This is a genomic window from Niallia sp. Kr1 (assembly GCF_050389805.1).
GTDB lineage: Bacteria > Bacillota > Bacilli > Bacillales > Cytobacillaceae > Bacillus_BD.
Window position 1 is genome coordinate 4990878 of the sequence record NZ_CP130945.1, and the last position, 24946, is coordinate 5015823.

At 37.6% G+C, this 24946-nt stretch carries 26 protein-coding genes; 8 read left to right on the forward strand and 18 right to left on the reverse strand.

Features of this window, described 5'->3' with window-relative positions:
* The first annotated feature begins 115 nt into the window (after positions 1–115).
* Both hemQ and gerQ read left to right on the forward strand, forming a co-directional pair.
* Complete coding sequence (gene hemQ, locus Q5760_RS24715; RefSeq protein WP_428910144.1) at positions 116–862, forward strand: hydrogen peroxide-dependent heme synthase; 747 nt, start codon at positions 116–118, stop codon at positions 860–862.
* Positions 863–1116: 254 nt separating this feature from the next.
* A complete protein-coding gene (gene gerQ, locus Q5760_RS24720) occupies positions 1117–1563 on the forward strand; it encodes a spore coat protein GerQ (RefSeq protein WP_428910145.1) in 447 nt (148 codons plus the stop codon).
* A 91-nt stretch (positions 1564–1654) separates the two neighbouring features.
* Here gerQ and Q5760_RS24725 read toward each other — a convergent pair whose 3' ends face one another.
* The 15 genes from Q5760_RS24725 to fdhD all read right to left on the reverse strand — a co-directional run bounded on the left by Q5760_RS24725 (position 1655) and on the right by fdhD (position 16993).
* On the reverse strand, positions 1655–2026 hold the full coding sequence (locus Q5760_RS24725; RefSeq protein ID WP_428910146.1) for a DUF423 domain-containing protein: 372 nt from the start codon (positions 2024–2026) through the stop codon (positions 1655–1657).
* A 230-nt stretch (positions 2027–2256) separates the two neighbouring features.
* Positions 2257–2538, reverse strand: a complete 282-nt coding sequence (locus tag Q5760_RS24730) for a YwdI family protein (RefSeq protein ID WP_428910147.1) — start codon at positions 2536–2538, stop codon at positions 2257–2259.
* 491 nt (positions 2539–3029) lie between these two features.
* Positions 3030–3251 carry a YppF family protein gene (yppF, locus tag Q5760_RS24735; protein ID WP_428910148.1) on the reverse strand — a complete coding sequence of 74 codons (222 nt, stop codon included), beginning with the start codon at positions 3249–3251 and terminating at the stop codon, positions 3030–3032.
* Positions 3252–3783: 532 nt separating this feature from the next.
* On the reverse strand, positions 3784–4881 hold the full coding sequence (locus tag Q5760_RS24740) for a murein hydrolase activator EnvC family protein (RefSeq protein ID WP_428910149.1): 1098 nt from the start codon (positions 4879–4881) through the stop codon (positions 3784–3786).
* A 222-nt stretch (positions 4882–5103) separates the two neighbouring features.
* Positions 5104–6126 carry a thiazole biosynthesis adenylyltransferase ThiF gene (locus Q5760_RS24745; RefSeq protein WP_428910150.1) on the reverse strand — a complete coding sequence of 341 codons (1023 nt, stop codon included), beginning with the start codon at positions 6124–6126 and terminating at the stop codon, positions 5104–5106.
* 3 nt (positions 6127–6129) lie between these two features.
* Positions 6130–6360, reverse strand: a complete 231-nt coding sequence (moaD, locus tag Q5760_RS24750; protein WP_428910151.1) for a molybdopterin converting factor subunit 1 — start codon at positions 6358–6360, stop codon at positions 6130–6132.
* Positions 6353–6823 carry a molybdenum cofactor biosynthesis protein MoaE gene (locus tag Q5760_RS24755; RefSeq protein WP_428910152.1) on the reverse strand — a complete coding sequence of 157 codons (471 nt, stop codon included), beginning with the start codon at positions 6821–6823 and terminating at the stop codon, positions 6353–6355. Before Q5760_RS24755 ends, moaD begins: the two co-directional genes overlap by 8 nt.
* A 17-nt stretch (positions 6824–6840) precedes the next feature.
* Positions 6841–8772 carry a molybdopterin biosynthesis protein gene (locus Q5760_RS24760; RefSeq protein WP_428910153.1) on the reverse strand — a complete coding sequence of 644 codons (1932 nt, stop codon included), beginning with the start codon at positions 8770–8772 and terminating at the stop codon, positions 6841–6843.
* Between the two features lie 9 nt (positions 8773–8781).
* Positions 8782–10011 (reverse strand): molybdopterin molybdotransferase MoeA, encoded by a 1230-nt coding sequence (locus Q5760_RS24765; RefSeq protein ID WP_428910154.1) that lies wholly within the window; start codon positions 10009–10011, stop codon positions 8782–8784.
* A complete protein-coding gene (gene mobA / locus Q5760_RS24770) occupies positions 10008–10625 on the reverse strand; it encodes a molybdenum cofactor guanylyltransferase (protein ID WP_428910155.1) in 618 nt (205 codons plus the stop codon). The genes Q5760_RS24765 and mobA overlap by 4 nt, the downstream gene beginning before the upstream one ends.
* Before the next feature lie 14 nt (positions 10626–10639).
* Positions 10640–11446: a formate dehydrogenase accessory protein FdhE gene (locus Q5760_RS24775; protein ID WP_428910156.1), complete on the reverse strand. Its 807-nt coding sequence runs from the start codon at positions 11444–11446 to the stop codon at positions 10640–10642.
* 174 nt (positions 11447–11620) lie between these two features.
* The gene (locus Q5760_RS24780) at positions 11621–12334 is read right to left on the reverse strand and encodes a formate dehydrogenase subunit gamma (RefSeq protein ID WP_428910157.1); all 714 of its coding nucleotides are present in this window, start codon (positions 12332–12334) and stop codon (positions 11621–11623) included.
* Positions 12327–13148 carry a 4Fe-4S dicluster domain-containing protein gene (locus Q5760_RS24785; RefSeq protein WP_428910158.1) on the reverse strand — a complete coding sequence of 274 codons (822 nt, stop codon included), beginning with the start codon at positions 13146–13148 and terminating at the stop codon, positions 12327–12329. Before Q5760_RS24785 ends, Q5760_RS24780 begins: the two co-directional genes overlap by 8 nt.
* Positions 13148–16123 carry a formate dehydrogenase-N subunit alpha gene (gene fdnG / locus Q5760_RS24790; protein WP_428910159.1) on the reverse strand — a complete coding sequence of 992 codons (2976 nt, stop codon included), beginning with the start codon at positions 16121–16123 and terminating at the stop codon, positions 13148–13150. The genes Q5760_RS24785 and fdnG overlap by 1 nt, the downstream gene beginning before the upstream one ends.
* A gap of 87 nt (positions 16124–16210) precedes the next feature.
* Positions 16211–16993 carry a formate dehydrogenase accessory sulfurtransferase FdhD gene (gene fdhD / locus Q5760_RS24795; protein ID WP_428910160.1) on the reverse strand — a complete coding sequence of 261 codons (783 nt, stop codon included), beginning with the start codon at positions 16991–16993 and terminating at the stop codon, positions 16211–16213.
* Between the two features lie 486 nt (positions 16994–17479).
* On the opposite strand from fdhD, the gene Q5760_RS24800 reads away from it, so the two are divergent.
* The 3 genes from Q5760_RS24800 (at position 17480) to bshB2 (ending at position 19720) form a co-directional block, all read left to right on the forward strand.
* Complete coding sequence (locus tag Q5760_RS24800; RefSeq protein ID WP_428910161.1) at positions 17480–18475, forward strand: NADPH:quinone oxidoreductase family protein; 996 nt, start codon at positions 17480–17482, stop codon at positions 18473–18475.
* 205 nt (positions 18476–18680) lie between these two features.
* Positions 18681–19028, forward strand: coding sequence for a YojF family protein (locus Q5760_RS24805; RefSeq protein WP_428910162.1), 348 nt, complete (start codon positions 18681–18683; stop codon positions 19026–19028).
* 23 nt (positions 19029–19051) lie between these two features.
* Entirely contained in the window at positions 19052–19720 is a 669-nt protein-coding gene (gene bshB2 / locus Q5760_RS24810; RefSeq protein WP_428912683.1) for a bacillithiol biosynthesis deacetylase BshB2, read from the forward strand.
* 56 nt (positions 19721–19776) lie between these two features.
* On the opposite strand, the gene Q5760_RS24815 is transcribed toward bshB2, so the two are convergent.
* From Q5760_RS24815 to Q5760_RS24825, 3 genes are all read right to left on the reverse strand, one after another.
* Positions 19777–20037: a hypothetical protein gene (locus tag Q5760_RS24815; protein WP_428910163.1), complete on the reverse strand. Its 261-nt coding sequence runs from the start codon at positions 20035–20037 to the stop codon at positions 19777–19779.
* Between the two features lie 166 nt (positions 20038–20203).
* Entirely contained in the window at positions 20204–20872 is a 669-nt protein-coding gene (locus tag Q5760_RS24820; protein WP_428910164.1) for a DNA alkylation repair protein, read from the reverse strand.
* 76 nt (positions 20873–20948) lie between these two features.
* Complete coding sequence (locus Q5760_RS24825; RefSeq protein WP_428910165.1) at positions 20949–22055, reverse strand: PRK06851 family protein; 1107 nt, start codon at positions 22053–22055, stop codon at positions 20949–20951.
* Between the two features lie 340 nt (positions 22056–22395).
* Between Q5760_RS24825 and Q5760_RS24830 the strand changes: the two genes are divergently transcribed.
* Genes Q5760_RS24830 through Q5760_RS24840 form a run of 3 tightly spaced genes read left to right on the forward strand, consistent with a single transcriptional unit; the run spans position 22396 to position 24912 of the window.
* Positions 22396–23769, forward strand: coding sequence for a sensor histidine kinase (locus tag Q5760_RS24830; protein ID WP_428910166.1), 1374 nt, complete (start codon positions 22396–22398; stop codon positions 23767–23769).
* A complete protein-coding gene (locus tag Q5760_RS24835; RefSeq protein WP_428910167.1) occupies positions 23766–24440 on the forward strand; it encodes a response regulator transcription factor in 675 nt (224 codons plus the stop codon). Before Q5760_RS24830 ends, Q5760_RS24835 begins: the two co-directional genes overlap by 4 nt.
* A gap of 19 nt (positions 24441–24459) precedes the next feature.
* The gene (locus Q5760_RS24840) at positions 24460–24912 is read left to right on the forward strand and encodes a NusG domain II-containing protein (RefSeq protein ID WP_428910168.1); all 453 of its coding nucleotides are present in this window, start codon (positions 24460–24462) and stop codon (positions 24910–24912) included.
* Positions 24913–24946: the final 34 nt, after the last annotated feature.

Genomic DNA, 24946 nt, shown 5'->3' on the forward strand with positions numbered 1-24946 from the left:
AGCCAACACTATTCAAAAGACACGAACTAGCTAACCTTGAGGTTTCTTTCATGAGGTTATGGAAAAACTATGCTATAGTAATGTTAAAAGAATGCGAATATAAGGAGTGTTGGTAATGAGTGAAGCTGCAAAAACACTAGATGGCTGGTACTGCCTACATGATTTCCGCACAGTGGATTGGAATTCTTGGAAAACATTATCCGCTGAAGAAAGAGAAGAGGCTATTGGAGAATTTTTAAAGATTTTAGATAAGATGAATCAAACTCAAAGTGAGAACAACGGAAGTCATGCTTTATATACAATCGTCGGCCAAAAGGCAGATTTTATGATCATGACGCTTCGTCCAACGATGGAAGAATTAAATGAATTGGAAACAGAGTTTAATAAAACTAAATTTGCCGAATATACCATTCCAACCGGATCGTATGTATCTGTCGTGGAATTAAGTAATTATCTTGCATCAGAAGATGAAGATCCTTATCAAAACCCACATATTCGTTCAAGACTCTATCCGACCTTACCAAGAGCGAATCATGTATGCTTCTATCCAATGGATAAGCGCCGTCAAGGCAACGATAATTGGTATATGCTACCAATGGCAGATCGTCAAGAATTGATGAGAAGTCATGGGATGATTGGTCGTCAATATGCAGGAAAGGTTAAACAAATTATCACAGGTTCCGTCGGATTTGATGATTACGAATGGGGCGTTACTTTATTCGCAGACGATGTCCTTCAATTTAAAAAGCTTGTATATGAAATGCGTTTTGATGAAGTTAGCGCTAGATATGGAGAATTCGGTGCTTTCTTCGTAGGGAACATCCTTTCAGACGAAAAAATCCGACCATTTCTAGAAGTTTAATTTATAGAGAGTGGCGTCTTTGACGTCACTTTTTTGTCTCCGTGTAAACAATTTATAAACCTCCTGCATTTTTGTCATAATTAATCCCCTCTTTCCATATTCATTATTTAGTGAGTAGTCTTTATTACTTGAGTTTTTTATTGAGAAGACAGGTTAGAATCTAGACTTTTGGAGTTAAATAATGGTATCTATTTATTTCATCATATGACAAAGGGCTTTTCTAACTTGCAATTGGAAAATTGGGAGGGAATTAAATGAGTCAATATTATCAACAAGGCACACAAAATCCGTATTATGGAGGGGCTGGTCCTATGCAACCAGCAGTAGCCCCGCAATTTCAATATCCTCAATTTCCACAGGCAGGTGCTGTACCACAAAGTGGAATGACACCAACTGGAGCACCAGGATCGATGGGAATGTTGCCAATTGAACAGTCTTATATCGAGAATATCCTTCGTTTGAATAAAGGGAAGCTTGCGACTGTTTATGCGACATTTGAAAATAATAGTCAATGGAATGCCAAAACATGGGTGGGTATTATTGAAGCAGCAGGACGAGATCACTTAATTCTCAGTGACCCTGAAACAGGTCAAAGACTTTTACTGCCAATGGTCTACCTTGACTTTGTTACATTCAACGAAGAAATTGAATATCAGCCGTCCTTTAGTACTGGTGGCTTAACCACTCAACCACCAAGATAAATATTGAAAACGGAAAGCACACTAGGAGCTAGAAACCAATCTAAAAAACTTGCAAAAAGGGAGTTTGACATCATCGTCAACTCCCTTTTTATTATAAAAATTTAACTGCTGCAACAATAATTAGAATCCATGCAATGATAAAAGAAACGCCACCTAGCGGAGTAATCGCTCCTAACATACTAATCTTTGTTACACTTAATACATACAAGCTACCAGAAAATAAAAGTACCCCAATAAACATAAGCCAACCAGACCAAGTCAGCAATGAATTACCAGGTGTTTTCCCCAATAATATTCCTACCAAAATCATTCCAACTGCATGTAGCATTTGGTAGGTAACCCCTTTTCCCCATATATCTAAATATTTTGGTTCAAGGATTCTTTCAAGAATATGGGCACCAAACGCTCCAAAAGCAACCGAAAGCCCTGCAAGGGTTGCCCCAATAACAATAAAGATTTTCACGCTCTCTCCCCCTTTGGTCTATTTGTAAGAAACCACTAATCAAATTCGTCCGTCGAATTTGCGCCCGAATACAATCTCTGAGCTCGCTCGAGAAATTTACTTTAAAAAAATCCGAGACATCCGCCAGAGACTTCTACTTCATTCAACCGGGGTTTGAACCCCCACTGAATGGATAGAAGCTTGCATTCATCTAGCCACTTATAATCGTTAAAGACTTCTACTGAAGGACGTTAAAAATCAAAAATCGACTCCCCATTTGATTCTTCATCAATGATCAATCGTGCTGGTTGATTGGAAGTTGCTCCCGTAACACTAGCATAGGTAGGTGTAGTACCCGTCGATTGAGATGTTGTTGATCCTTTTGATGAAGTTGCGGGCTCGTCTAAAATTAGCTCACACATTGTTTTTATGGCATGAACTCGCTCACGGATGACAACATCTGAGCCTGATTGTTTTGCTTCGTTTAACTTTTCCTCCATCTTTTGCAGCAACTTTTCTACTGAAATATTCATTTTTACCTCCAAGAGCTCTTTGCCTTTCTTTTCTTATATTTTACCTGAAGGAATTATTTATAACAGCTAAAATGCATTGAAAAGCGGAAGCACTGACCCATCTCCGTATGGACTGACTTGCACAAGATGTGCTGACATCGACGTTCGCCACAGGACGTGGCGGTCTTTAGTCGATATTCCACCTTGAGATAAAGGAAACACGATGAGCACGCTAGTTCGAATCGATGTTGACGCAATCGTTGCGGAAGAAGTGGGAAGTCCACTAGGAGTTAGCCGCTGTAGCTAGACAATTTTCTTACTACAATTATCTTAAACTTTCTTCACCAGCAGAATATAGATCGCTTTTATAAATTTTTGACATGTTTCACGTGAAACATTCAAAATAAGACAACCTATTTCAGCAAAAAATGCACGTCCTCAATGCAAAATAAAAGGACTGTCTGATATGCAAAGTGCTATGCACTTATAAGACAGTCCGATCTTTCTGTAATTTAACCTGGAATATAAATGTTATTATATGAATGAGTGCCAATAATATAAGAGGTTGGTTTTTCTGCATTACGCTTATCTAACTCTGAGAAGAACTTTTTATATTCTACAATCGATAATTCCCCAGATATGTACCGCTTTTGTAAAAAATCTAGTAGCTCATTAACATGTATTGGATTACGCTTTTTTTCCTTTGTAAAATGACTTTCTAAACTCTTTAACATTTATTAAAACCTCCCTCTTTCCCGTTCATTGTTTTGCCATATTTCTAAAAGAAAGTATATCATGTGAAGACTATTCTGTTTATTTTTAAAAAATTCAAACTAACGACATGTTTTTACATTATTATCGATTTTTCTATTCATGCATACAAGTTAATTGTTGATATGACCAGATTTCCCGTTTTTTAACTTTTCTAATAAAAGAGTTTATTGAAGGAAAGTGTCGAACGATTAATAAGATAATTGGTAACTCCTTCAGAACAAAAAGCCTTTTGTTCCTGTGAGTAAAACTTAAGATAGTATTCATCCTTAGGCATAGCACATAAAAATCTTTCATGAAGATTGTTCTTTCATCTTCTTGATGAATTGGCTTAATCACTCAGAGCCTGATTAAACCATTCCTTTAGGCTGAAGCCCTGACAAAACTTATGACCTCAAGGGGTAGCCCCTAGAACTAGACAATAATCTGGGTTCAACTATTTTTATCTTCTTAACATGCAAAAGCGACAGCTGGATACCAGCTGCCGCTTTACTATTAAAGAACACTCATTGGATTTATAAGTTTACCATTTTTTAAGACTTCAAAGTGTAAATGCATACCTGTTGATCGACCTGTAGACCCCATTACTCCGATTTGTGTTCCTTTTGATACAGATTGTCCTGCTGAAACATTTAACGAAGACATATGGGCATATAGAGTTGTATAACCATTCGGATGATTAATTTTAACATAATTACCATAATCATTATGCCATCCAGCAACTGCTACTGTACCACCATCTGCTGCTAAAATCGCTCTGTTTGATACGCCAGCTATATCAATTCCTTTATGGAACTTACCCCATCGTGGACCTTGGTAAGAAGTAATAATTCCACCTACTGCAGGCCAACCAAACTCACCATTTCCCTGTACGGAAGTAGCTGGTGGAGCTGATGAAGAGGTACTCTGTGATGTTTGGACAATTTGCTGTGAAACATTGCTTGCTGCAAGCAATTCTTCTTTTTCATCCATTAATTCCTTCACTTCGGCTTGAAGCTTACTCTCTTTATCCTCTAATTCTTTCATCTTTGCATTTGTTTCTTCTTCCAACTGCTTTAAATCGGAAAGCATTGTTTCTAATGATTGAAGCTTGTCTTCGATCTCAGCTTTCGCTTGACTGACACGCTCCATATCTAAATTATGTTCTGTAAGAATATCCTTATCTGCTGAAACGATCGTAGCTACCGCTTCAGTACGATTAATAAAATCACTAAAACTTTGCGCTCCTAAGATAACTTCTAAATAGCTAATCGTACCGCCAGTTTCTTGTAGAGACCGCGCACGATCTTTTAAGACAACATTCCGTGCCTCAATTCGTTTTTGTATTTCTTCTATTTCTAATTGAAGACTCTCAATTTCAGTTTTTGTATCTCTAATCTCTTGATTCTTCTTTTCTATTTTTGATTGAGTTTGCGTCACCGTTTCGGATAGGTCCTTTAATTCATTTGACGCTTGTTTCAATTCGTCTTCCAATTTATTAATTTCTCCATTTATAGTAGAAACTTCATCAGCTTGAACAGGGGTTCCGCCACCAAAGATTCCACCGATTCCTAATGATGCTGTCAGTATTATTCCCATAACTGTTTTCTTCAAGATTTTCCGCTCCTTGCCAACCTATGTATAAAAATAACTGGATGATTAATAGTTATATATATGTCGTAATTTGTCATTTTTTAAAATCCTCTATTAGGATAACATCGAATATTGTAGAATAATAGACCTATTTCTTTTCATTTATATTACAAAATAACTACAAACTGTAATAAATATAAAAAAAGAGCACGACTAAAGTTGTCGTACTCCTAATTAGGTTCATTATCCCAATATTTTATTATACAAGGTTTTTGCCGCTGTTAAATCTTTTGTGCCATGAACAAGGGCACGTCCATCTTTGAAAATGACCATTCTTTCTTTATTGGTTTCAACCGATAACAAATATGGATTTCCTTTAACTTCATAGCCAATGGCTGTTAATTGACGTGACAACTCCTCCAATGAAATTTGGAGTGGTGAAGGAGGTCGAACTTGTACTGTATCGCGACCACAAAGAACAGTTGACTTCGTTAAATTTTCTCGATCTAAAAATGGATAGGTCCGGTTGTGACCACATGATAAGCAAGATTCATCCTTCGCCTTTGTCATTTTCATGCTTGAGTATTGATTTCGCCATAAATCAAAGCTCACAAGAGTGGTTCGAACCGCATCCCAGTCTTCAACTAAGATTTTTAATGCTTCAGCCACTTGATGAGCCACAACCATTCCAACAACAGGTGAAATCACCCCGACTGTATCACACGTCATTCCTTGACCCATCGACATTGATTTTAGTAAACAATTAAGACATGGTGTCTTTCCAGGGATGATGGTAAAGCTCATTCCAAAGCTTCCTACAATCGCGCCATATATCCATGGAATATTAAGCTTTTGCGATACATCATTAATCGCTAGTCTTGTTTCAAAATTATCTGTAGCATCAATGATTAAATCCTTGCCACGCGCTAATTCTTCAAGCAATTCTGGATTCGCATCGCCAATAATTGCATGTATGACAACATCTGAATTAATTTGTTTTAAACGTTTTTCAGCCGCCGCTGCTTTTGGAAGCTTTTGTTCGACATCCTGCTCCGTATAAAGCTGTTGTCGTTGGAGATTACTCTCCTCCACATAATCTCGGTCCACGATCGTAATGGCACCAACGCCAGCTCTCGTTAACATTTCCGCGTTACTCGAGCCAAGTGCCCCGGCTCCTATCATGAGGACATGCTTTGACCGGATTTTCTCCTGTCCCTCTTTACCTATTGGTGAAAATAACATCTGTCGGGAGTATCGTTCAAACATAGATCAACCACCACTAACTGGAGGAATAAAGGCAATAACATCTCCATCTTTAATCACTTCATCGTTTTCCGCAAATTCTTCATTCACAGAAACCATAATATTATCAAGCTTTAGCTCGTATCTTTCAGCCATTTGTTTTTTCAAATCAGCAATGGTTAGCCCGTTTGCCTCAACCTCTACATGGTCTTGACCGACTGTATCACGTAAATGAGCAAAAAAGAGTACTTTATTCATGTAAATCAGCCTCCTCAGGTTTTCCAGTTGGATAGGCAACCGTTTCTTTTTGATTTCCAACCCATTCCTCGCCATCTTCCCAATGCTCTTTCTTCCAGATAGGGACAATTTCCTTAATTCTTTCTATGGCATAACGATTGGCTTCGTAAGCATCTGGGCGGTGTGGGGTTGAAACAGCAATGACAACAGCCACATCTGTAATATCTAATTTACCTACTCGATGGGTTATCGCTACTTTAGAGCCTTGCCATTTCTCTTCAATTTCACGACCAATTTGCTCCAGTTTTTTAACAGCCATTGCTTCATATGCTTCATAAATCAGATATAGCGTCTTCTTTCCATACGTTAGTTCTCTAACCGTACCAATAAATGTAGTAATCGCGCCAGCCTCTCGTTGAACTACTTTATCAATGACCTCTTGTATATTGATCGGGTCTTGTGAAATCTCATAATACCTTACCATTTTGACACCCCCAAAGATTAAGATTCATTGCCAAAGAAAATAGGTTCTGGATGATCAACTACCTCATAACCACCTATGGCTTCAACATCTTGTTTAAAGTCCTTGCTTTGGATCACTGATAGTAGCTCTTTCCCCTGTTCACTATCAAAAAATTCCTTCGTCATCAATAAATCATAACTTTCATCTGACACTGGAATAAAATCAATATCCATCGTTTTCGCAACAGAGTAAATTCCTAAGCCTACCGCATGTTCATCAACCTTCACTTCAGCGGCTACACTTAAATGCGAAAACATTTCTCGTCTGTATCCAACAATATCCTCAGTGGATAAACCTGCTTCTTTTAATAATAGATCAAATAGAATCCTCGTACCCGCTCCCTTTTGTCTATTTACAAAATCAGCCTTTAGATTCGCGATATCTTTTATATTCTCTATCCCAAGTGGATTTCCCTTTGCGACAAACCAACCTTGTTTTCGCTTTAAAAATGGATAAAGAACGACTTCTTTATCTGCTAAAAACTTTTTAATATAAGGGATATTATACGTATTAGTTTCAGGATCTAATAAATGGGTACCTGCTACATGAGCTTCACCCTTTTTAATGGCCATTAAACCAGCCATGCTACCAACATGAGAAGAAATAATTTTTGAATTTGGATTGTTCTTTTTCAAATGAGAAGAAAGGATGTCAATTGTAAGATCATGGCTGCCATTAAACACAATGGCTTGGCTTATTTCATCAATCGGCTTTAGTAAGTCGACTTCTACCATTTCGCCTTGTTCAAAACCAAGTAAATGAGACGGAATCAAAAGCATGCCATCTGCTTTTACAAGTGACATCGTAACGCCGGCAGCTCGAGGTAACGGATTGGCAACATATTCTCCATTTACAAATCCAATACTCATTCGGATAAAATCCTCCGCTCCCATTGTTCCAACAATCCGTCTTCCTAGTTTAACCTTCAACTTAGGTCGTTTTGGTACTGGAATCTGTAAATAATCGCAAACCAATGGCTGAACAAACCATTCAAAGTCCAAGTAAGCAGATACTGGGTATCCTGGAACTCCAATAACTAATTTATCTTTAATTTTGCCTAGAATAACAGGTTTCCCTGGTCTTGTCGCCACGCCATGTGTATAGACTTCGCCTAGTTCCTCAATAATATGAACCGTATAGTCTTCAGAACCAGCAGAAGATCCCGCATTGATGACCACGATATCTGAATGTTCAACCCCTTGAAGCAAGGCTTCTTTCATTGCATCTGGGTCATCCTTAATAATGGATGATAAAAGCGGTTCTCCGCCCCATTCATGAATATAATTTGCCATCACCGATCCATTAAACTCTACTAATTTCCCTGGAGGGGTTTCTCCATCTGGAAATACTAATTCATTTCCCGTTGGAATGATTGAAACCACTGGCTTTTTCACAACAGGTACTTCAATTCGTTGTGAAGCTAAAAGGACACCAATATCAACTGGACGGATTTTATGACCTTGCGGAAAAAGCATTTCCTCTTGGACAATATCCTCACCTATTGGTCGAATATGTTGCCAAGGTGCAGCAGGTTCAATAATTTCAACTGTCACATCATCGATTTCTTGTATATGCTCAATCATAATCACCGCATTATAGGGTGCGGGAATTTCATTTCCAGTATTCACATATACAAAGCTTTCATTTAATTTAAGGTGAACAGGGTTTTGTTCATGTGCAGTAAATGTATCCTCTGCTTTAACAGCAATTCCATCCATAGCAGAAGCATGATAATGAGGACTCGACATTTTTGCGAATATTGGCGCCGCCGTCACTCTCCCTAATGCTTCTGTACTTGGAATCGTTTCTACCTGCCGCTGAGGATGAAAGTTATTCAATAATTCTTGTAATGCCTCTTCCCTTGGTGTATCTTGCAAATAGATTTTACGTTTATATTTTGATCGATTCATCTCTATCACCTATCCAAATAATCTTACTGACACCGTATCACCTTTTAAGATTCCTTCGCTGTTTGAAGGGATTTCGATCATTCCCTCACTTTTAACGAGTGTTGAAATCAACCCTGATTTTCCGATAATCGGGTCAGCATACCATTGGTTATTTTCAAAATAAATCCGTGCTCGAATATAGTCTGTTCTTCCAGGAGTAGAAGGTAAATTCTTTGTTACAATCGCTTTTGCCAAATTCAGTTCAACTGTATTCCAACCTTGTAATCTATGTAAAACCGCTTTTCCAAAAAGATAAAAAATAATCATCGCTGAAGCAGGATGACCTGGAAGTCCTATAATTGGCTTACCATTTGCAGATGCAAGAATCGTTGGTTTCCCTGGCTTAATAGCAACACCATGAACAAAAACCCCTGGTTCTCCTAACGAATCAATCACTTCAACGGAGTAATCCTTCGTTCCCACTGAACTTCCGCCTGAAAGTATTAAACAATCAGTCTTTTTAAGCATTTCCTCTGTTGCTCGCTCCAATTCCTCGCGTTGGTCTTCGACAATACCTCCATTAAGAAATTCGCAGCCCCACTCCGTAACAAGAGCACCAATGGTGATTCCGTTCATATCTCGAACTTGTCCAATTTGAAGCTCCTTTGTTTCAATTGGAACAATTTCGTCCCCTGTTGAAAGATACCCAATCACAGGTTTACGATAAACTGTAACATCTGTAATTCCCTGTGAAGCAAGTGCCCCTAATTCTTGTGGACGTAGTTTTGATCCAGCTGTTAATAGGAGTTCTCCTTCTTTTAAGTCTTCACCAATTGAAATGACATTTTCTCCTGGTGCAACCTGTCTATATAAATTAAGAAGACCACTTAAATCTTCACAGTGTTCGATCATGATGACCGAATCACTACCTTCTGGAAGCATGCCTCCTGTAGGAACGTACATCGTTTCTCCAGCACTTATCCCCTTTTCAGGTGCCTCTCCCATCATCACTTCACCAATCACTGATAGAAACCCAGGCATATTTTCAGAAGAGCCAAAGGTATCAACAGCCTTAACTGCATATCCGTCCACAGAAGATCGACGGAATCCTGGTACATTTTCCTTTACCCTAATATCTTCTGCCAAAATGTAATTTAAGGCTTTATGTAAAGGCAAAACAATTCTTTCTGATAAAGGTTTTATCATTTCCTCAATCAGCGAAAACGTTTCCTCTACCGATTTTACTTGGAAAAATCTCATGATTCACGTACACCACCTTTTGTCTTAACAAAATCAATTGCTCTATGATATTCAGTTGGATGATTCATATTAAAATAGTATTGATCATCCGTCGAGATTCCTTGTGAATCTAAATCTTGATTCTTTACTATTTTAACATGAATCGTATGTAAAAGTTGTCTTATACGCAGATTATTCTCAGTAAGTGACGTTGTAACCGCTGGAACAATTGATTTTCGATAGGCTGCAAATAGGGGGTGCAGCTGTCCATTTACTTCTGGCACAACTGCTTGATAATACTCTAAAAGGGTAAGTAAGTACTTACCCGTATCTATCGAAATAAAAGGCATGTCGCAGGCGACAATTAAATTGTTTTCTGTTTGCGAAGACGTTAAACCCGCTTCAATTCCAGCAAGGGGACCCATATCTTTCCACTTGTCTTCCACCATTGGAAGCTGTAGAAATTTATAGTCTTGAAAGTGATTGGTGACAATGATGCATTGGTCTACGATTTGCTCAACTTGTCCAACAATCCTTTCAATCACCGTCTTTCCTTCAATCGTAAGCAAAGCTTTATTCGTCCCCATCCGACTTGATTTCCCGCCTGCTAAAATAATGCCTGTCGTTTTCATCATTAATAAAGCACCTCTTAGTGAGAAGTTTCTTCGTCCTCGATAAATCCATAACCATGTTCTTGCGCAATATAATCTAAATGAATGGTCTTTAGGTCTAAAATTTCTGGTGATGACACCTTCAGTAATTTTCGAATATCAATAAGCTTAGTATACCCCTTGCAAGATTTACATGCATAAATTTCAGCGCTATCATCATCTTCAACCCTTAACACGATTACTTGGCCTGGTTCTTCTGTTCCACAGTGTGCACAGCTTATCTTCTTCTCTTCCCAAGAAAAGTGACATCTTGGGCATGTTATTTCTTTTTTACCCTCTTTATTAATCACGGCAAGTCTAGGTGGTTCTCCACAAACAGGACAAGATCCTTTATGCCCTTTCTCCACTGTGATTTGTTCTTCTAACTCTTGTGTAGCCTTTTGAATAAATGGTCGTACGGCACTCTCTGCAATAAATAAAGGGAGCCATTCCGGAAGGTCGTGTTCCTTCGCAAAATCTGAAAAGTAGTATGAGTTTACCGCAATGGCTTCCTTTGCCCACTTTTCCAAGCACTCATCGTCTAATACCGTCTTCAGTTTATCTAACTCTTGTGCAGACTCTGCAATGTTATCTTGAATAATATGAATAAGGTCCTCAATAAAAGAGCGGTAATCCCTTACATTTATATGTAATTCTTGTTGTGGAAGAAGGGGATAACCTTTTATATTGGAATCTTTCTTTATAACAATCTCTTGCTGTGACAATCTTTCAAGTCCAGCCTTATTTACCTTCGAAATATCCTCCTGGAGCTTTAAATACTCAGGACTGATTACATTTGTTTTCATTATATTCACCTCACGGATAGTAATAAAGAAATAGGAAAGGAGGCTGGCTCAAGGAAGTCAAACTCCACATGACAACCATATCATATAAATAATGCCCTTGATATGATTTTATTGCACTGTGGGGTCTGACACTATATATCCTTTGAGTCAGCCTCTCTTTCTGTTTATTTCTTATTATGCACCTTTATTTCGTTTTTCTTCCTCTTCTTTAGCTAAAGCTTCATCTTCTGCTTTCACTTCATCATACCAAATTCCGTGGTGATGTTTTGCATAGTCTTCGGAAACATAGCCTGTAGTCATACCTTCAAGGGATGCCTTAGAAGATGGGTTTTTACTAGACAAGTAGATATGTCCAATAACAACCATGAAAGATAAACCTAAAGCAATGTTATGCATAGGATATGACCAGTCGATCGCCCAACCAGGGAAATACTGTGGAACCCACATTACTACACCTGAAGCAACAAACATAAAGAATGTAAAGATTTGCATTAAAGAGTTCATTTTTTCCCCACCGCTGATAAAGTCTTGTGGTGGATTTTTAGTTTTAAAGCCAAACATATCTAACGGGAAGTTCATTAGGTATTTAATATCGTGTTTTCCCCATTTAAATGCATTTTTTAGCCAGTGGAACATACTTTTTCTGTCAAAAATTAACATATAGATTGGAAACAATACAAACGCAATTGCTGCCCCTCTATGAATTAAACGCGCGATTGCTGGTCCACCGAATAATACATATAACCAGTCAAAAAACTCTGTGTACATCGCTAAGCCTGTTAAATAGAGTGTAAAGTATGCAAGTGCATAACCCCAGTGAAAAATCATAAAGTGAATTGAAAATCGTTTGACCTTGCCATTTTGAATTTTAGGTTTGCGATTACTCATGATGATCTTCACCTTCCTTTCCTCTATTCTTCAGTTTTAACGCACCTTGTACAGCCATCGCCGCTAAAATACCAGCAGTTGTTGCTCCAGCCATTAATTTACCTACTGGTTGTGCAATGTCTTTCCAAATAACTTGAGAAAGTTTTGCTTGTGGATCATTAGGAAGTCCATATACAGATGGTTTTTCTGCTAATAAATAAACAGTAGCTGTGCCGTCAATTCCAGGCGGGTTATAAATGTTTGCATTTGGATAACGTTCTTTTATTTTAGCTAAACGTGCCTCAGCATCACGTAATACAGTTTGCTTATCTCCAAATACAAGACAGTCTGTATGACATGCTGTAACACACGCTGGCTGCTTACCATTTTCTAACCGACTTGTACAAAGGTCACATTTTTGAGCAAGACGATATTCTTTACCATTCTTATCTTGATAAGTGGCAAGCTGAATAACATCAAAGTAGCAACCTTGAACGCAGTATCCACAACCCACACATAAGTCATGATCGATAACAACTGAGCCGAATTCAGTATGGCTGATCGCATTTTCTGGACAAGCGAGTTCACATCCAGCCGTTGTACAGTGTAAGCATGCTGCATGACGGAATAACCAGTCAAAGCCACCATCTGATCTTTCATGCTCATCATATGTGATAATATTCCAAGTATTGGCTGTAAGGGCTTCATGGGATTGAATACTTCCATGGAACTCTTCCGGCTCAGCCGGAAGATCGTTCCAATTCTTACATGCAACCATACAAGCGCGGCAACCATCACATTTCGTTACGTCTACGAATTTTACAAACTCACCCATTATTTCGACCTCCTTACATCACATAGGAATGCTTTGTATTCAGGGATAAATGAGTTCGCATCCCCAATATGTGGAGTTAAACGGTTGGCGCTTGCCCCAGTAGCAATTCCTTTATAGCCAAACTGCCAAGGCATACCAATATGATGAACGGTTTTTCCTTTTAATTTATATGGCTTAAAGCGTTTTGTAACCATCGCATAAGCTTCAATTTCACCACGAGCTGTTGAAATGATAATGGTATCTTTATTTTTAATACCTTTTTCTTTCGCCAACTCCTCACTGATTTCAACAAACATATGCGGAACAAGTTCTGCAAGCCATGGAACGCTTCTTGTCATTGAACCTGTTTGCCAGTGTTCAGATACACGATAGGTTGTCGCAATAATTGGGTAATCTTTAAATTCACCTTTTGTTTCTAATTTCTTTTCACCAAATGGCACAGCTGGATTAAATTGTGTACTGGAAATTTGGTTTTCTAACGGGAACTCCCAAGGTTCATAGTGCTCTGGGAATGGTCCCTCATTCATACCAGCAGTAAAGAGATCCCCTTTACCTGAAACTTGCATGATAAATGGGTCATTAAACGTTGGATCATCTGGACCTTTTGTAGCTACGAAGTCTGGAACATCGTAACCAACCCATTTACTTTGAACCGCATCCCATTGAATTCCAACGCGATCTTTACTCCATGCTTTACCATTTAAGTCTGCACTTGCACGGTTGTATAAAATACGTCTATTAGCTGGCCATGCATATGACCAATTTAAGAAGTTACTCATACCTTCATTTGTATTATCACGGCGTTTTGATAAGTTGCCTTCTTCAGGGTAGAATCCGCAATAAATCCAGTTACCACATGCTGTACTTCCATCATCTTTCAAATTACCAAAGCCATTAATTTGTTGTTTTGTCTTTGTATCATAGCCGTTAATTTCGCGGCAAACTAGGTCAATATCAGGGTGATGTCCTGGACCATAGTTCCAAGTTAACGCTTTAATTGGCGCATCTTGAGGCTTTGTGCTATTTACATAAAGCTCTTTTAAGCGAAGCGCGATTTCATGCGTAATCTCTAAGTCTGCTTTTGATTTACCTTTTGGTGGAAGTGCTTGCCAACGGTATTGCATCCAACGACCAGAGTTTGTAACTGAACCTTCTTTTTCAAATGATGAGCATGCTGGTAAGAAGATTACTTCTGTTTGGATTGATGCTGGGTCCGAACCAGCTTCTTTTTGCCAGAATGCAGCTGTTTCTGTTTCCATTAAGTCAATCGCAACCATCCACTTTAAGTTAGCCATTGATTTTTGTGATGCACCTGAGTTTGGTCCTCCAACAACTGGATTGGAACCGTAAAGGATTAAACCCTCTAATTCTTTGTTGTACATGGCATCAAACAATCTTAAATAAGAATAGTTTCTGCCTTTTGCAAGTTTTGGCATGAGGTGATAGCCAAATTCATTCTCAGCAGTCGCATTGTCACCATAGAAGGATTTCAACATACTTGTGAAAAACTTCGGATGATTTGTTTTATATCCTGATTTTGGTGTAATACTATCTAAAAATTCTTGGTAAGTTGGCGTATTAATAGTTGGTGTATTCATATATCCTGGTACGTTGTGGTAAAGAAGACCGAAGTCTGTTGAACCTTGAACGTTTGATTCACCACGTAATGCTTGTACTCCACCGCCGGAAATACCAATGTTACCCAGAAGTAATTGAATGATTCCATAGATACGAATGTTTTGAGAACCTACTGTATGCTGTGTTCCACCCATTGCATAAAGGATGGTACCAGCTTTACCTACCTCACCAGTAGAGCCGAAAACCTCACAAACTTTTAAATAAGTCTCTTTGTCTGTACCTGTGATTCCAATAACTGTATCTACGTCATAACGATCATAGTGTTTTTTCATTAATTGGAATACACATCGTGGATCTTGTAAAGTTGGATCTTTTAGAACATTGCCTTCTTCATCGGTTTTGTAAGTCCATGATGACTTGTCATATTTTCTCGTCTTTGCATCATAACCGCTGAACATACCATCTTCAAATGAATAAGCATCATCAACAATTAAGGCTGCGTTTGTATAATTTGCAACATAATCTTTGTGATAAAGATTGTTGTCAAGAATATATTTAATCATCCCGCCTACGAACGCAATATCTGTTCCTGAGCGAAGTTGCCCATAGTAATCTGACATTTGTGCTGTTCTCGTATAACGAGGGTCAATTGTAATTAATTTTGCGCCATTTTGCTGTGCTTTTGAAATCCATCTAAAGCTTATTGGATGGTTTTCCGCAGGGTTTGATCCTAATACTAATAGAACGTTAGCGTATTGAAGATCGTTCCAGTGATTTGTCATTGCTCCACGACCGAACGTAGGTGCCAGACCGGCAACCGTTGAACTGTGTCATATTCGGGCCTGGTGTTCGATGAATGATAATCCAAGTCCTGCACGGAATAATTTATGGTTAAGGTGACATTCTTCATTATCTAATGCGGCCCCGCCAAGATAGGCGATATTATCTAATCTATTTACAACAACACCGTTTTCTTGATGGATCATACCTCTGTCACGTGATTCTTTAATATTTTTTACGACTTTATCGTATGCAAATTCCCAGTCAACTTCTTCCCATTTGTCACTTCCTGGTGCACGGTATAAAGGTGTAGTGATCCGTTTTTCTGTTGTGTAAAGCTGACGGATGGTTGTACCTTTACTACATAATGTACCTTCGTTGATTGGGTGATCTGGATCTCCCTCCGTGTAGATGACATCATCTTTGCTAGCATATACTAGAATTCCACAGCCAACCGAACAATAAGGACAGATGGTCGGAGTTGGTGTTAACTCAGCGATTTTAAACGTACTTGCTTTTGCTTTTGCTTTTTTGTCATCAAAACCAAGCTCTGCAACCGCTAAAGTAGCTGCCATGGCACCAGAGATTTTCAAAAACTTCCTTCTGGTTATTTCCATGTTTCTTTCCCCCTAACTTGTAGTTATTTCTTTCTTTTGCGTAAATCTTTTGGGTATCACCATCAAACTAACTGACAGCGATTTCTTTTATGATAAAACCATTAGATTTGGTTTAGCCCCCACACTAGAATTGCTAACATCATCAATGACCCTACCTTTAGTTGTATAGGTAATGGCCATTTTTCCTCGTAAATATCCAACAACTTCTATATTTAAATACTTAGCTAACTGGACTGCTTGTTTAGTCGCAGCGGTTCTAGAACCTACTATTGCAAAACCAAACTTTGCTGCTTTTGAAAGCATTTCATATGAGATTCTTCCTGTTGTTAGAAGAACAAGAGAATCTGGGTTTAATTGATTACTAACCGCATATCCAATGACTTTATCTACAGCATTATGTCGCCCAATATCTTCTTTAATGACCATTGCCCCTGTTTCTTCATCGAGAATGCACGCCCCATGCATACCGCCTGTTTCAAGGTATAACGGAGAGTTCCTCGCAAACTCAGCCTGTTTTTTTAATAGATAACTAAGTTTATATTTCTTATCATTTGAAATTTTGTTAAACGATTTCACATCTGTCATTGAAAAGAAGGTTACTCCTCTTCCGCAACCTGCCGTGTAATGCTTTTTCTTGTTTAACATTTTTTCTGCATCAATATCATTCTTTAATTCAACGCGGATTTCCCCGTATTCTTCATCCACTTTAAGCGTGACGATATCACTCGCAATTTCTATTAACCCTTCAGAAAACAAGTACCCGTATGTCCAGTCCTCCAGATCTTGATTGGTTAACTGAAATACCGCTACTTCATATCCGTTTACCTTTAGAGTAATTGGATATTCTTCCGGACACCCCTTGTTGTTCATATCTTCCACCACTTTCATTAAGAAAATGAAATGAGTTATAATGATAGGTTTTATTAATGGAAACGCTTTCTATTGAAGTGTTCTTAAAAAATACCTATCTAACATTTTTCTTAAAACATTTATTTTAGAAATGGATATCTATTAATCTAATAATAGTGGAAATCATGATATCCTTTTCCATATGTCTATATGTTAATACCTAATTAAAATTTCAACAGTAACATAAATCACATCTCGAAAGGGAATTGTGATCAAAATTTGAAATCATATCTACTAGAATGATTTGATTCACATGGTTCCTTTGAGGTTGATGCAATTCGTACATTATTCTCGGTTCTTTTATAAAACACTCTGTTCTTTATCAGAAGGTTGATTGAAATAAACAACTTTAACAAAATATCTATGGTTTTTTCATTTTAATTCTGTAATCTTGTGTTTAGTTAGAAATACTAATTCTTTACATAGCATTTCAAGGAGGAATTTGATGTGAATGATTCTTTTAAAGCATTGGTCGTCAATAAAACGGAGGAAGATTTTAGTGTTAACATAGAGCGACTTACATTGGATCAACTATCCCATGGTGAGGTTTTCATTAAAGTTCTTTATTCTGGAATTAATTACAAAGATGCGCTGGCGACAATTCCTGATGGAAATATTGTTCACTCTTATCCATTTGTTCCAGGCGTAGATTTAGCTGGAGTCGTCGTTTCGTCAGATGACCCTCGATTCCATGAAGGGGATGAGGTCATTGCCACAAGTTATGAAATTGGAGTCAGCCACTTTGGAGGATACAGTGAATATGCGCGAATTCCTGCCCAGTGGGTACTGCCTCTACCGAAAAACCTTACCCTAAAGGAAGCCATGATTTATGGTACAGCCGGTTTCACTGCCGCACTCTCCGTCTTTAAATTAGAAGAAAGCGGGGTAACTCCTGATAAGGGGAAAGTATTAGTTACCGGGGCTACGGGAGGTGTTGGAAGTCTAGCAACTGCCATGCTAGCGAAAAAGGGTTATGAGGTGGTTGCAAGTACAGGGAAAGACACTGAACACGATTTTCTCAAAAACCTAGGAGCTACTGAGATCATTTCCCGTGAGGAAGTCGTTGGTGATAAAGTAAAAGCTCTTGATAAACAACTATGGGCGGCAGCTGTTGATCCCGTTGGCGGTCAAACACTTGCAGCTATTTTAAGCAAAATTCAATATGGCGGCGCCGCCGCTGTTAGTGGACTTACTGGCGGTCCTAAAGTACCCACTACTGTCTTCCCGTTTATTTTACGAGGGATTCAATTATTAGGAATTGACTCTGTTTTTTGTCCAATGGATACTCGCATAAAAGTGTGGGGCAAAATGGCTAATGAGTATAAACCTTCCACAAATCTTTTACAAAGCATTGAAAAAGAAATCAGTTTTGATGAACTGCCTGACCACTTACCTCTATTATTAAAAGGGAGTGCCCGCGGAAGATTCGTCGTAAAACTTTAAGGTATTTTAAAAGGCTGTGCATTTATAAATCGCATAGCCTTATTCTTTGCCTGAATGCGAAAGTATCGCATTTTCATTTCATTTTTAGTATGATAAAAATATTCTTTACTGAATCTTTACTTCTAATGAAAATCCATTGTTGTAAATTTTAATATGTACGTTGTCTTTATATTTCAATTACAAAGATTTAAAGGGAGGTTATATTTTGGAACCAGTCATTGTCGAATCCGTTCAAAGAGAACTGGATCGGTTTGCTAATCAGGAAATTTACATCCATCTTGAAACAACAAGTGGAGCTTATGCTGCCCACTTTAATGAAGGCTTTTTCAACTCTGGGGCCTACATACGTAATGCGCTTGTGCAATATGAAAGAGGGAAAATTGCTGGAAATGGTCCCTATCGCATTGGATTGAAATTACCGATTGGTTGGATTTATGCAGAAGGAATTACACACTTCGAAGTGGATGAACACGATCGTTTATTATTAGCAGGTCATGACTATCAAGGAAAACTCGCTGTTTGCCTTGAAATAAGTCTAACGCCATTTTCATAAGGAAAGGAGTTATCATAATGGATATTGAAAAAGAGCAACATGTCTTAGTTGTTTTTCCACATCCTGATGATGAAGCATTCGGTGTTTCTGGTACAATGGCGGCACATATTGCCAATGGAACTCCTGTTACCTACGCTTGCTTAACATTAGGAGAGATGGGGAGAAATTTAGGTGATCCTCCTTTTGCAACAAGGGAATCTCTTCCACTCATCCGAAAAGAAGAACTTAAAAATGCGGTACAAGCAATCGGCTTAGAGGATTTAAGGATGCTTGGCTACCGAGACAAAACAGTCGAATTTGAAGACCAAGAAAAGATTATTGCAGATATTACTTCCATCATTAATGAAGTAAATCCTTCATTAGTCATTACCTTTTATCCAGGCTATGCCGTACATCCTGATCACGATGCAACTGGAGCAGCAGTTGTAAAAGCAGTAGAGAGAATCGCTGCACAGAAGCGTCCTAAGCTCCATACACTTGCTTTTTCAAATGGCTGTGAAGAAGAAATTGGTCAAGCAGATATTGTTCATGATGTAACTGCGTTTGCACAGAAAAAAATTGCTGCATTGCTGTCCCATAAATCACAGGCTCAATTGATGGTAGCGGGTCTAAAAGAGAAATATGAACAAGGCGACCCCGATGTATTAACACGCATCAACTTTGAGCGTTTTTGGACGTATAAGTTCGATTAAAGGTCCGATTCCTAATAGAAAAGAAGTCAACGAAATACCGTTGACTTCTTTTTAATTTACATACTTATCTTTAAATGTTGTTTCAACAAATTGATTTCCTTTTTAATTGGAGCGATTGTAATGGAGGCTAGAAAAGTGACTAGCTTTTCAACAGCTAACTTGTCATGCTGTTTATCCACCAAGGTTTCTAGTGTATCCAGGATTTCAGGACTCTTCATTATTTTACTATTTCTAACAGGCATCGAGTCTAATTTCACACGAATCGACTTTAATAAATGTCCAACTGTTTCAAATTCCTGTTCTCTTTTTTCCACCATAAACACTTCTCCCTCCTGAATCAAGAAAACCTTGATTTAGCAAATTTATAATTACTCTTACAGGCAGACGTTTATCCTTTGTTCTGCTGCTATAAGATTTAACTATATTGATAATCATTATACCTAAAGATTATGTAAAATTTCCATTGGAAAGTATTTATTTTTCTCATTTTAAATACTTACTGCCCTCCCGTATACTGAGTGCTGCCAAAGGATGAGATTCGATAAATTGTCGGACAGACTCTGGGTTCGTTTTTGAATACTCACGTAATACCCACCCAATCGCTTTTTGGATAAAAAACTCTTTGCTGTCTGCATTTTGTTCAATATATCGATATAAAAGGGATTCATCTGTTTGTCCTTTATATTTTAATTGAAAAAGAATAGCCGTTCGTCTTAGCCAAAGATGTTCTCCATATGCCCAACCTTCTATTCTATCTAAAATCACCTCTGGTGACTTACGGGCGATTCCTCCAACTAGTTTAGTGGCAATTGTATCTACCGTATCCCACCATGAGTTGGTTGTAATTAACTCCTCCATAAGTGAGATATGTGTTCCATCTAACTTTTTTTGTGATTTTTCTAGATAATCAAGTGCAGCATAGTGATATTCTCTCTCTTCCTGTGCCCATAACACTCTAACCCATTTTGGATCAAAAGGTTCTTTTAATATTCCTGTCTGTGCATAAAACAACCTCAATAATTGGGTTCTTTCAGGTTTTTTTATTCCTAGAAATGGATAATTATTTTTCATATATTTAGCCATGGGCTCCGCTTTTGCGAAATCACGATGACGTTCAAAGTGAAATTTCAACTGTGTTAAATGCTCGTCCATTGGTTCATCATTCCTCCATTGTATGATTTAAAGAAAAAATACAAAGCCACATCATCGTGGCTCTGTATCCTATTCTTTATTCTTTATTCTTTTCCCTGGAAATATATTCAATCTCATTTTGAATCCTTTGCTGATGTTTTTCAACGACGGTAAAATCCATATTTTCGATATAAATTGCTTCAAGCTTTTCTCTTAATGACTTTGCTTGTGCTAAAAACCCTTTTCCTTGATCCATTAATTCTCGATATTTTAACTTGCACTCATTTATCTCTTGTTCGTATAACTCATCTGTATCTTCTTTAATAACAGAGCCGTACAATTCAATGATTTCATCACTATCGCGTGATGGAAAATATTCATGTGGGGCTGTACTATCAAAAATGGCAATTCCCAATTCCCGTATTATAATCATATCCAAACTATGAGGGTCAAAACCACAATGATAAATTTCTAAATCAAATCCACGTTTTTCACCTTCAGCCGCAATTTTTTTCAGCATCGTAGATTTCCCACATCCGGGACGACCCTTGATAAAATACCGTTTTGGAATCTCCTCGGTTAAATTCGGAATAAAATCAACCGCTCCTATAGGGGTTGCTGCACCAAGAAACCGATGTTGAACCTTAGATGGCTTATTTAACGATATTCCTTCAAAAAATCTCGCAATCAGACGCTGAGTTAATTGATTCGCTTTTTCAATATCCATACCTCTAGAATAAATTTCTTCCCATTCGTCATGAACCTTTAAGGCTACCCCATAGGTTTTATAAGCATTTTGAAAGGATTCGCTTACTTGCTTTGATAATTCGATAATTTCGGTTTTTCTAGCAGCCAAACCTTTGGAGTCCCATGCTTCACCTAAATTAATATATTCTTCAACCGCGCCAGGTAATTTCGGTTCAATAATATGTGGTGCGGTTCCGTCAACAATCCCAACCTTTAAGGAAGGGATAATGACACCATCTACAGAATCCGGGTCTGATGCACAATGTAATAATTCAATGTCATAGCCTTTTTCAGACCAGTCGTTCCCAATTGCTTTTATTAAAGTTGATTTTCCCGTACCAGGACCGCCCTTTAAAATAAAGATTCGGTCAAGATTTTTCAAACTTGAGTCAAACAGGCTATAAAATCCCCGTGCAGTATTCCCGCCAGCAAAATAACGAATAACTCTTCCTGACACAAACACGTCCCCCTTCACACAACTGTGCAATTTCTATATCCTTCTTCTTTTTACCCTATGCATCTTGTCATGGATGGGTGATTGCCTATAGAAAAATTTACTTAACAAAGCCACGAATATAGAATTGATGTAAACTAGGAAAAAGGGCAATCATTATACAACAAATATTAATTCTTTAGCGATTTTTAATTTCGATATATATATCAAATGTAATAATATATTGTATTTCTTTCCATTGTTGAAGAAATAACAGTTTCCCTATATTTACACCATTTCTGCATAAATTCTTCAAAAGTAAATAGTAAGCTAAGGATACAAGGAATAGGAGAATGATCATGTAATGAATAAACTTTCAGTAAAATTAGGCATATTATTTTTTCTAGTTATATTTGGATTAATTACAGTTATGTTTTTCTTTCTACATGCTGAAATTGTGGATTCTAGAATAGAACAAGAACTACAAACATTAAAATCGAGAGGCAATTCTCACAAGGCCATTCTTGAAAAGCAATTCGATGATGAAATGATTGATCATGTAATATTAATGGAATCCGAATCAAATACAGATGTAATCATCACAAATGATTCAGGGGCAGTATTAGCCTCCTCTACACCAGTTCAAAACTTTAAAAAGTATATCAATCCGCCTTTAACTCCTATTCAAGGTGATGGACAAGTCTTAGAAGACAAATGGGATCAGGAACCGTATATTGCAACGGTTAGTCCCATTATGATTGATCAGAACGTTTCTGGTTATGTTTATATGTTTCAGGATACGGCATCTGTTCGCGCTTTAATTCATTCCTTGAATGAACACTTTTTGATTGCAGGCTCAGTTTCTGTTATCTTCACGATCGTTATCATTTTTTTCTTATCAAGGGGTATTACAAAACCTCTTATTAAAATGAAAGAAGCAACCTCACAAATTAGCAGAGGGAAATTTTCTGTTTCGCTTCCTCATACATCAAATGATGAATTAGGGGATCTTGCAAAGTCAATCGAGTTACTAGCAACAGATTTAAGCTATTTAAAAAAAGAACGGAGTCAATTTTTAGCTAGTATTTCACACGAACTCCGAACACCCTTAACTTATATAAAGGGCTATGCTGATATTGTAAAAAAGAGGACTTTAAGCAAGGAAGAGCAGGACAAATATTTATCCATCATTGTTGAAGAATCAGACCGTTTAGCTAAATTAATCAAAGAACTATTTGAACTTGCCAAAATGGATCAAAATACTTTTATTATTGAAAAAGAGATTATCAACTTAAATGGATTTTTTACAAAAATGGATCAAAAGTTCTCTCCAATTTTTCATGAAAATGAAATGGTGTTTATCGTAAACTGCGAGCCACATTTAATCTTAAAAGCTGATTCATTAAAACTCCAACAAATTTTTATGAATCTGTTAGATAACGCATTGAAATACTCAAAAAGCGGTTCAACTATTGAATTAACAGCTTGGAAACAGAAAAAGAGAATTCATATCACCATTAAAGATAGTGGTAAGGGAATTCCAGAAAAAGATCTCCCCTATATCTTTAACCGTTTTTATCGTGTTGATAAATCTCGAACACGTGCCCTTGGAGGCACAGGGCTGGGTCTCGCAATAATCAAAGAACTTGTTCACGCTCATGGGGGCGATATTCTTGTGAGAAGTAAAGAAAATGTTGGGACAGAATTTGAGTTAATCTTCAAGGAGGATAAAAATTGAAAACAATATTACTTGTTGATGATGAACCCATGATGCTTGATTTATTATCGTTATACTTGTCTCCTCTTGGCTATCACTGTATAAAAAAAGAATCCGCAATAGATGCTCTAAATTTTTTAGAATCCAATACGGTTGATCTTATTTTACTAGATATTATGATGCCTGATATGAGTGGATTAGAAGCGTGCCAGGAAATCCGTAAAAATTGTGATATTCCAATTATTATGCTTACAGCGTTAGGTGATAAGACTGACATTGTAAGAGGACTAAATTTAGGAGCAGATGATTACATTTCCAAACCCTTTGATGAGGAAGAATTAGTAGCTAGAATTGAAGCTGTCCTCAGGAGAAGTACACAAGAACCAGAGCGAACATTTAAAGGTCTTACCCTCATTCAAGATTCTCATCAGCTCTTTTATAAAGACCATGAACTCTCATTAACACCAAAAGAATTCGGGTTGTTAAGTCTTTTTTTAAGCAATTTAAATAGAGTTTTTTCTCGTGAGCTTCTGATCGAGTTGGTATGGGGATATAATGTTTCAACCGAGGATCGAACCATTGATTCCCATGTTCGAAATTTACGTGACAAACTTAGAAAGGCAGGATTTCCTGCTGATGAATATTTGCAAACCGTTTGGGGAGTCGGATATAAGTGGAAGGGGCAAGCCTGAAATAATAGCCTTTCCGCATATGAATTATAAGGAGATGAACCATTTGAAAAATGCCCTTCAAATGATTAAACGATGGGACATTATTATTACTGTTTTATTTTTAGCCCTTTCATTCATCCCTGTTTCTATTTTTAGCTATCAGCAAGCTAAAGTAGAGGCAAGAATTGATAACCTTGAATATGTAGCCGTTATTTCAAGTAGAAATAAAGAAGTTAAGCGTTACACATTAACTGGACATAAAAGTACGGAGAAGTTAAACATACCTGAGATTGAGTGTAATCCTGATACAGTAGAGGTGAGAGACGAAGAAATCCGCATTGAATCATCTACATGTCCTGAACAAATTTGTGTTAATACAGGCTATATTTCAAAGCCAGGTCCTGCCATTATCTGCTTACCTCATCAAGTGATCATTTCAGTTGAAGCTGTGGGAGGGGAAGAGAATGCAGATCAAATCATTATTAGTTCTTGACCAAAATTTTTACCCAATAAATTATGTACAACCT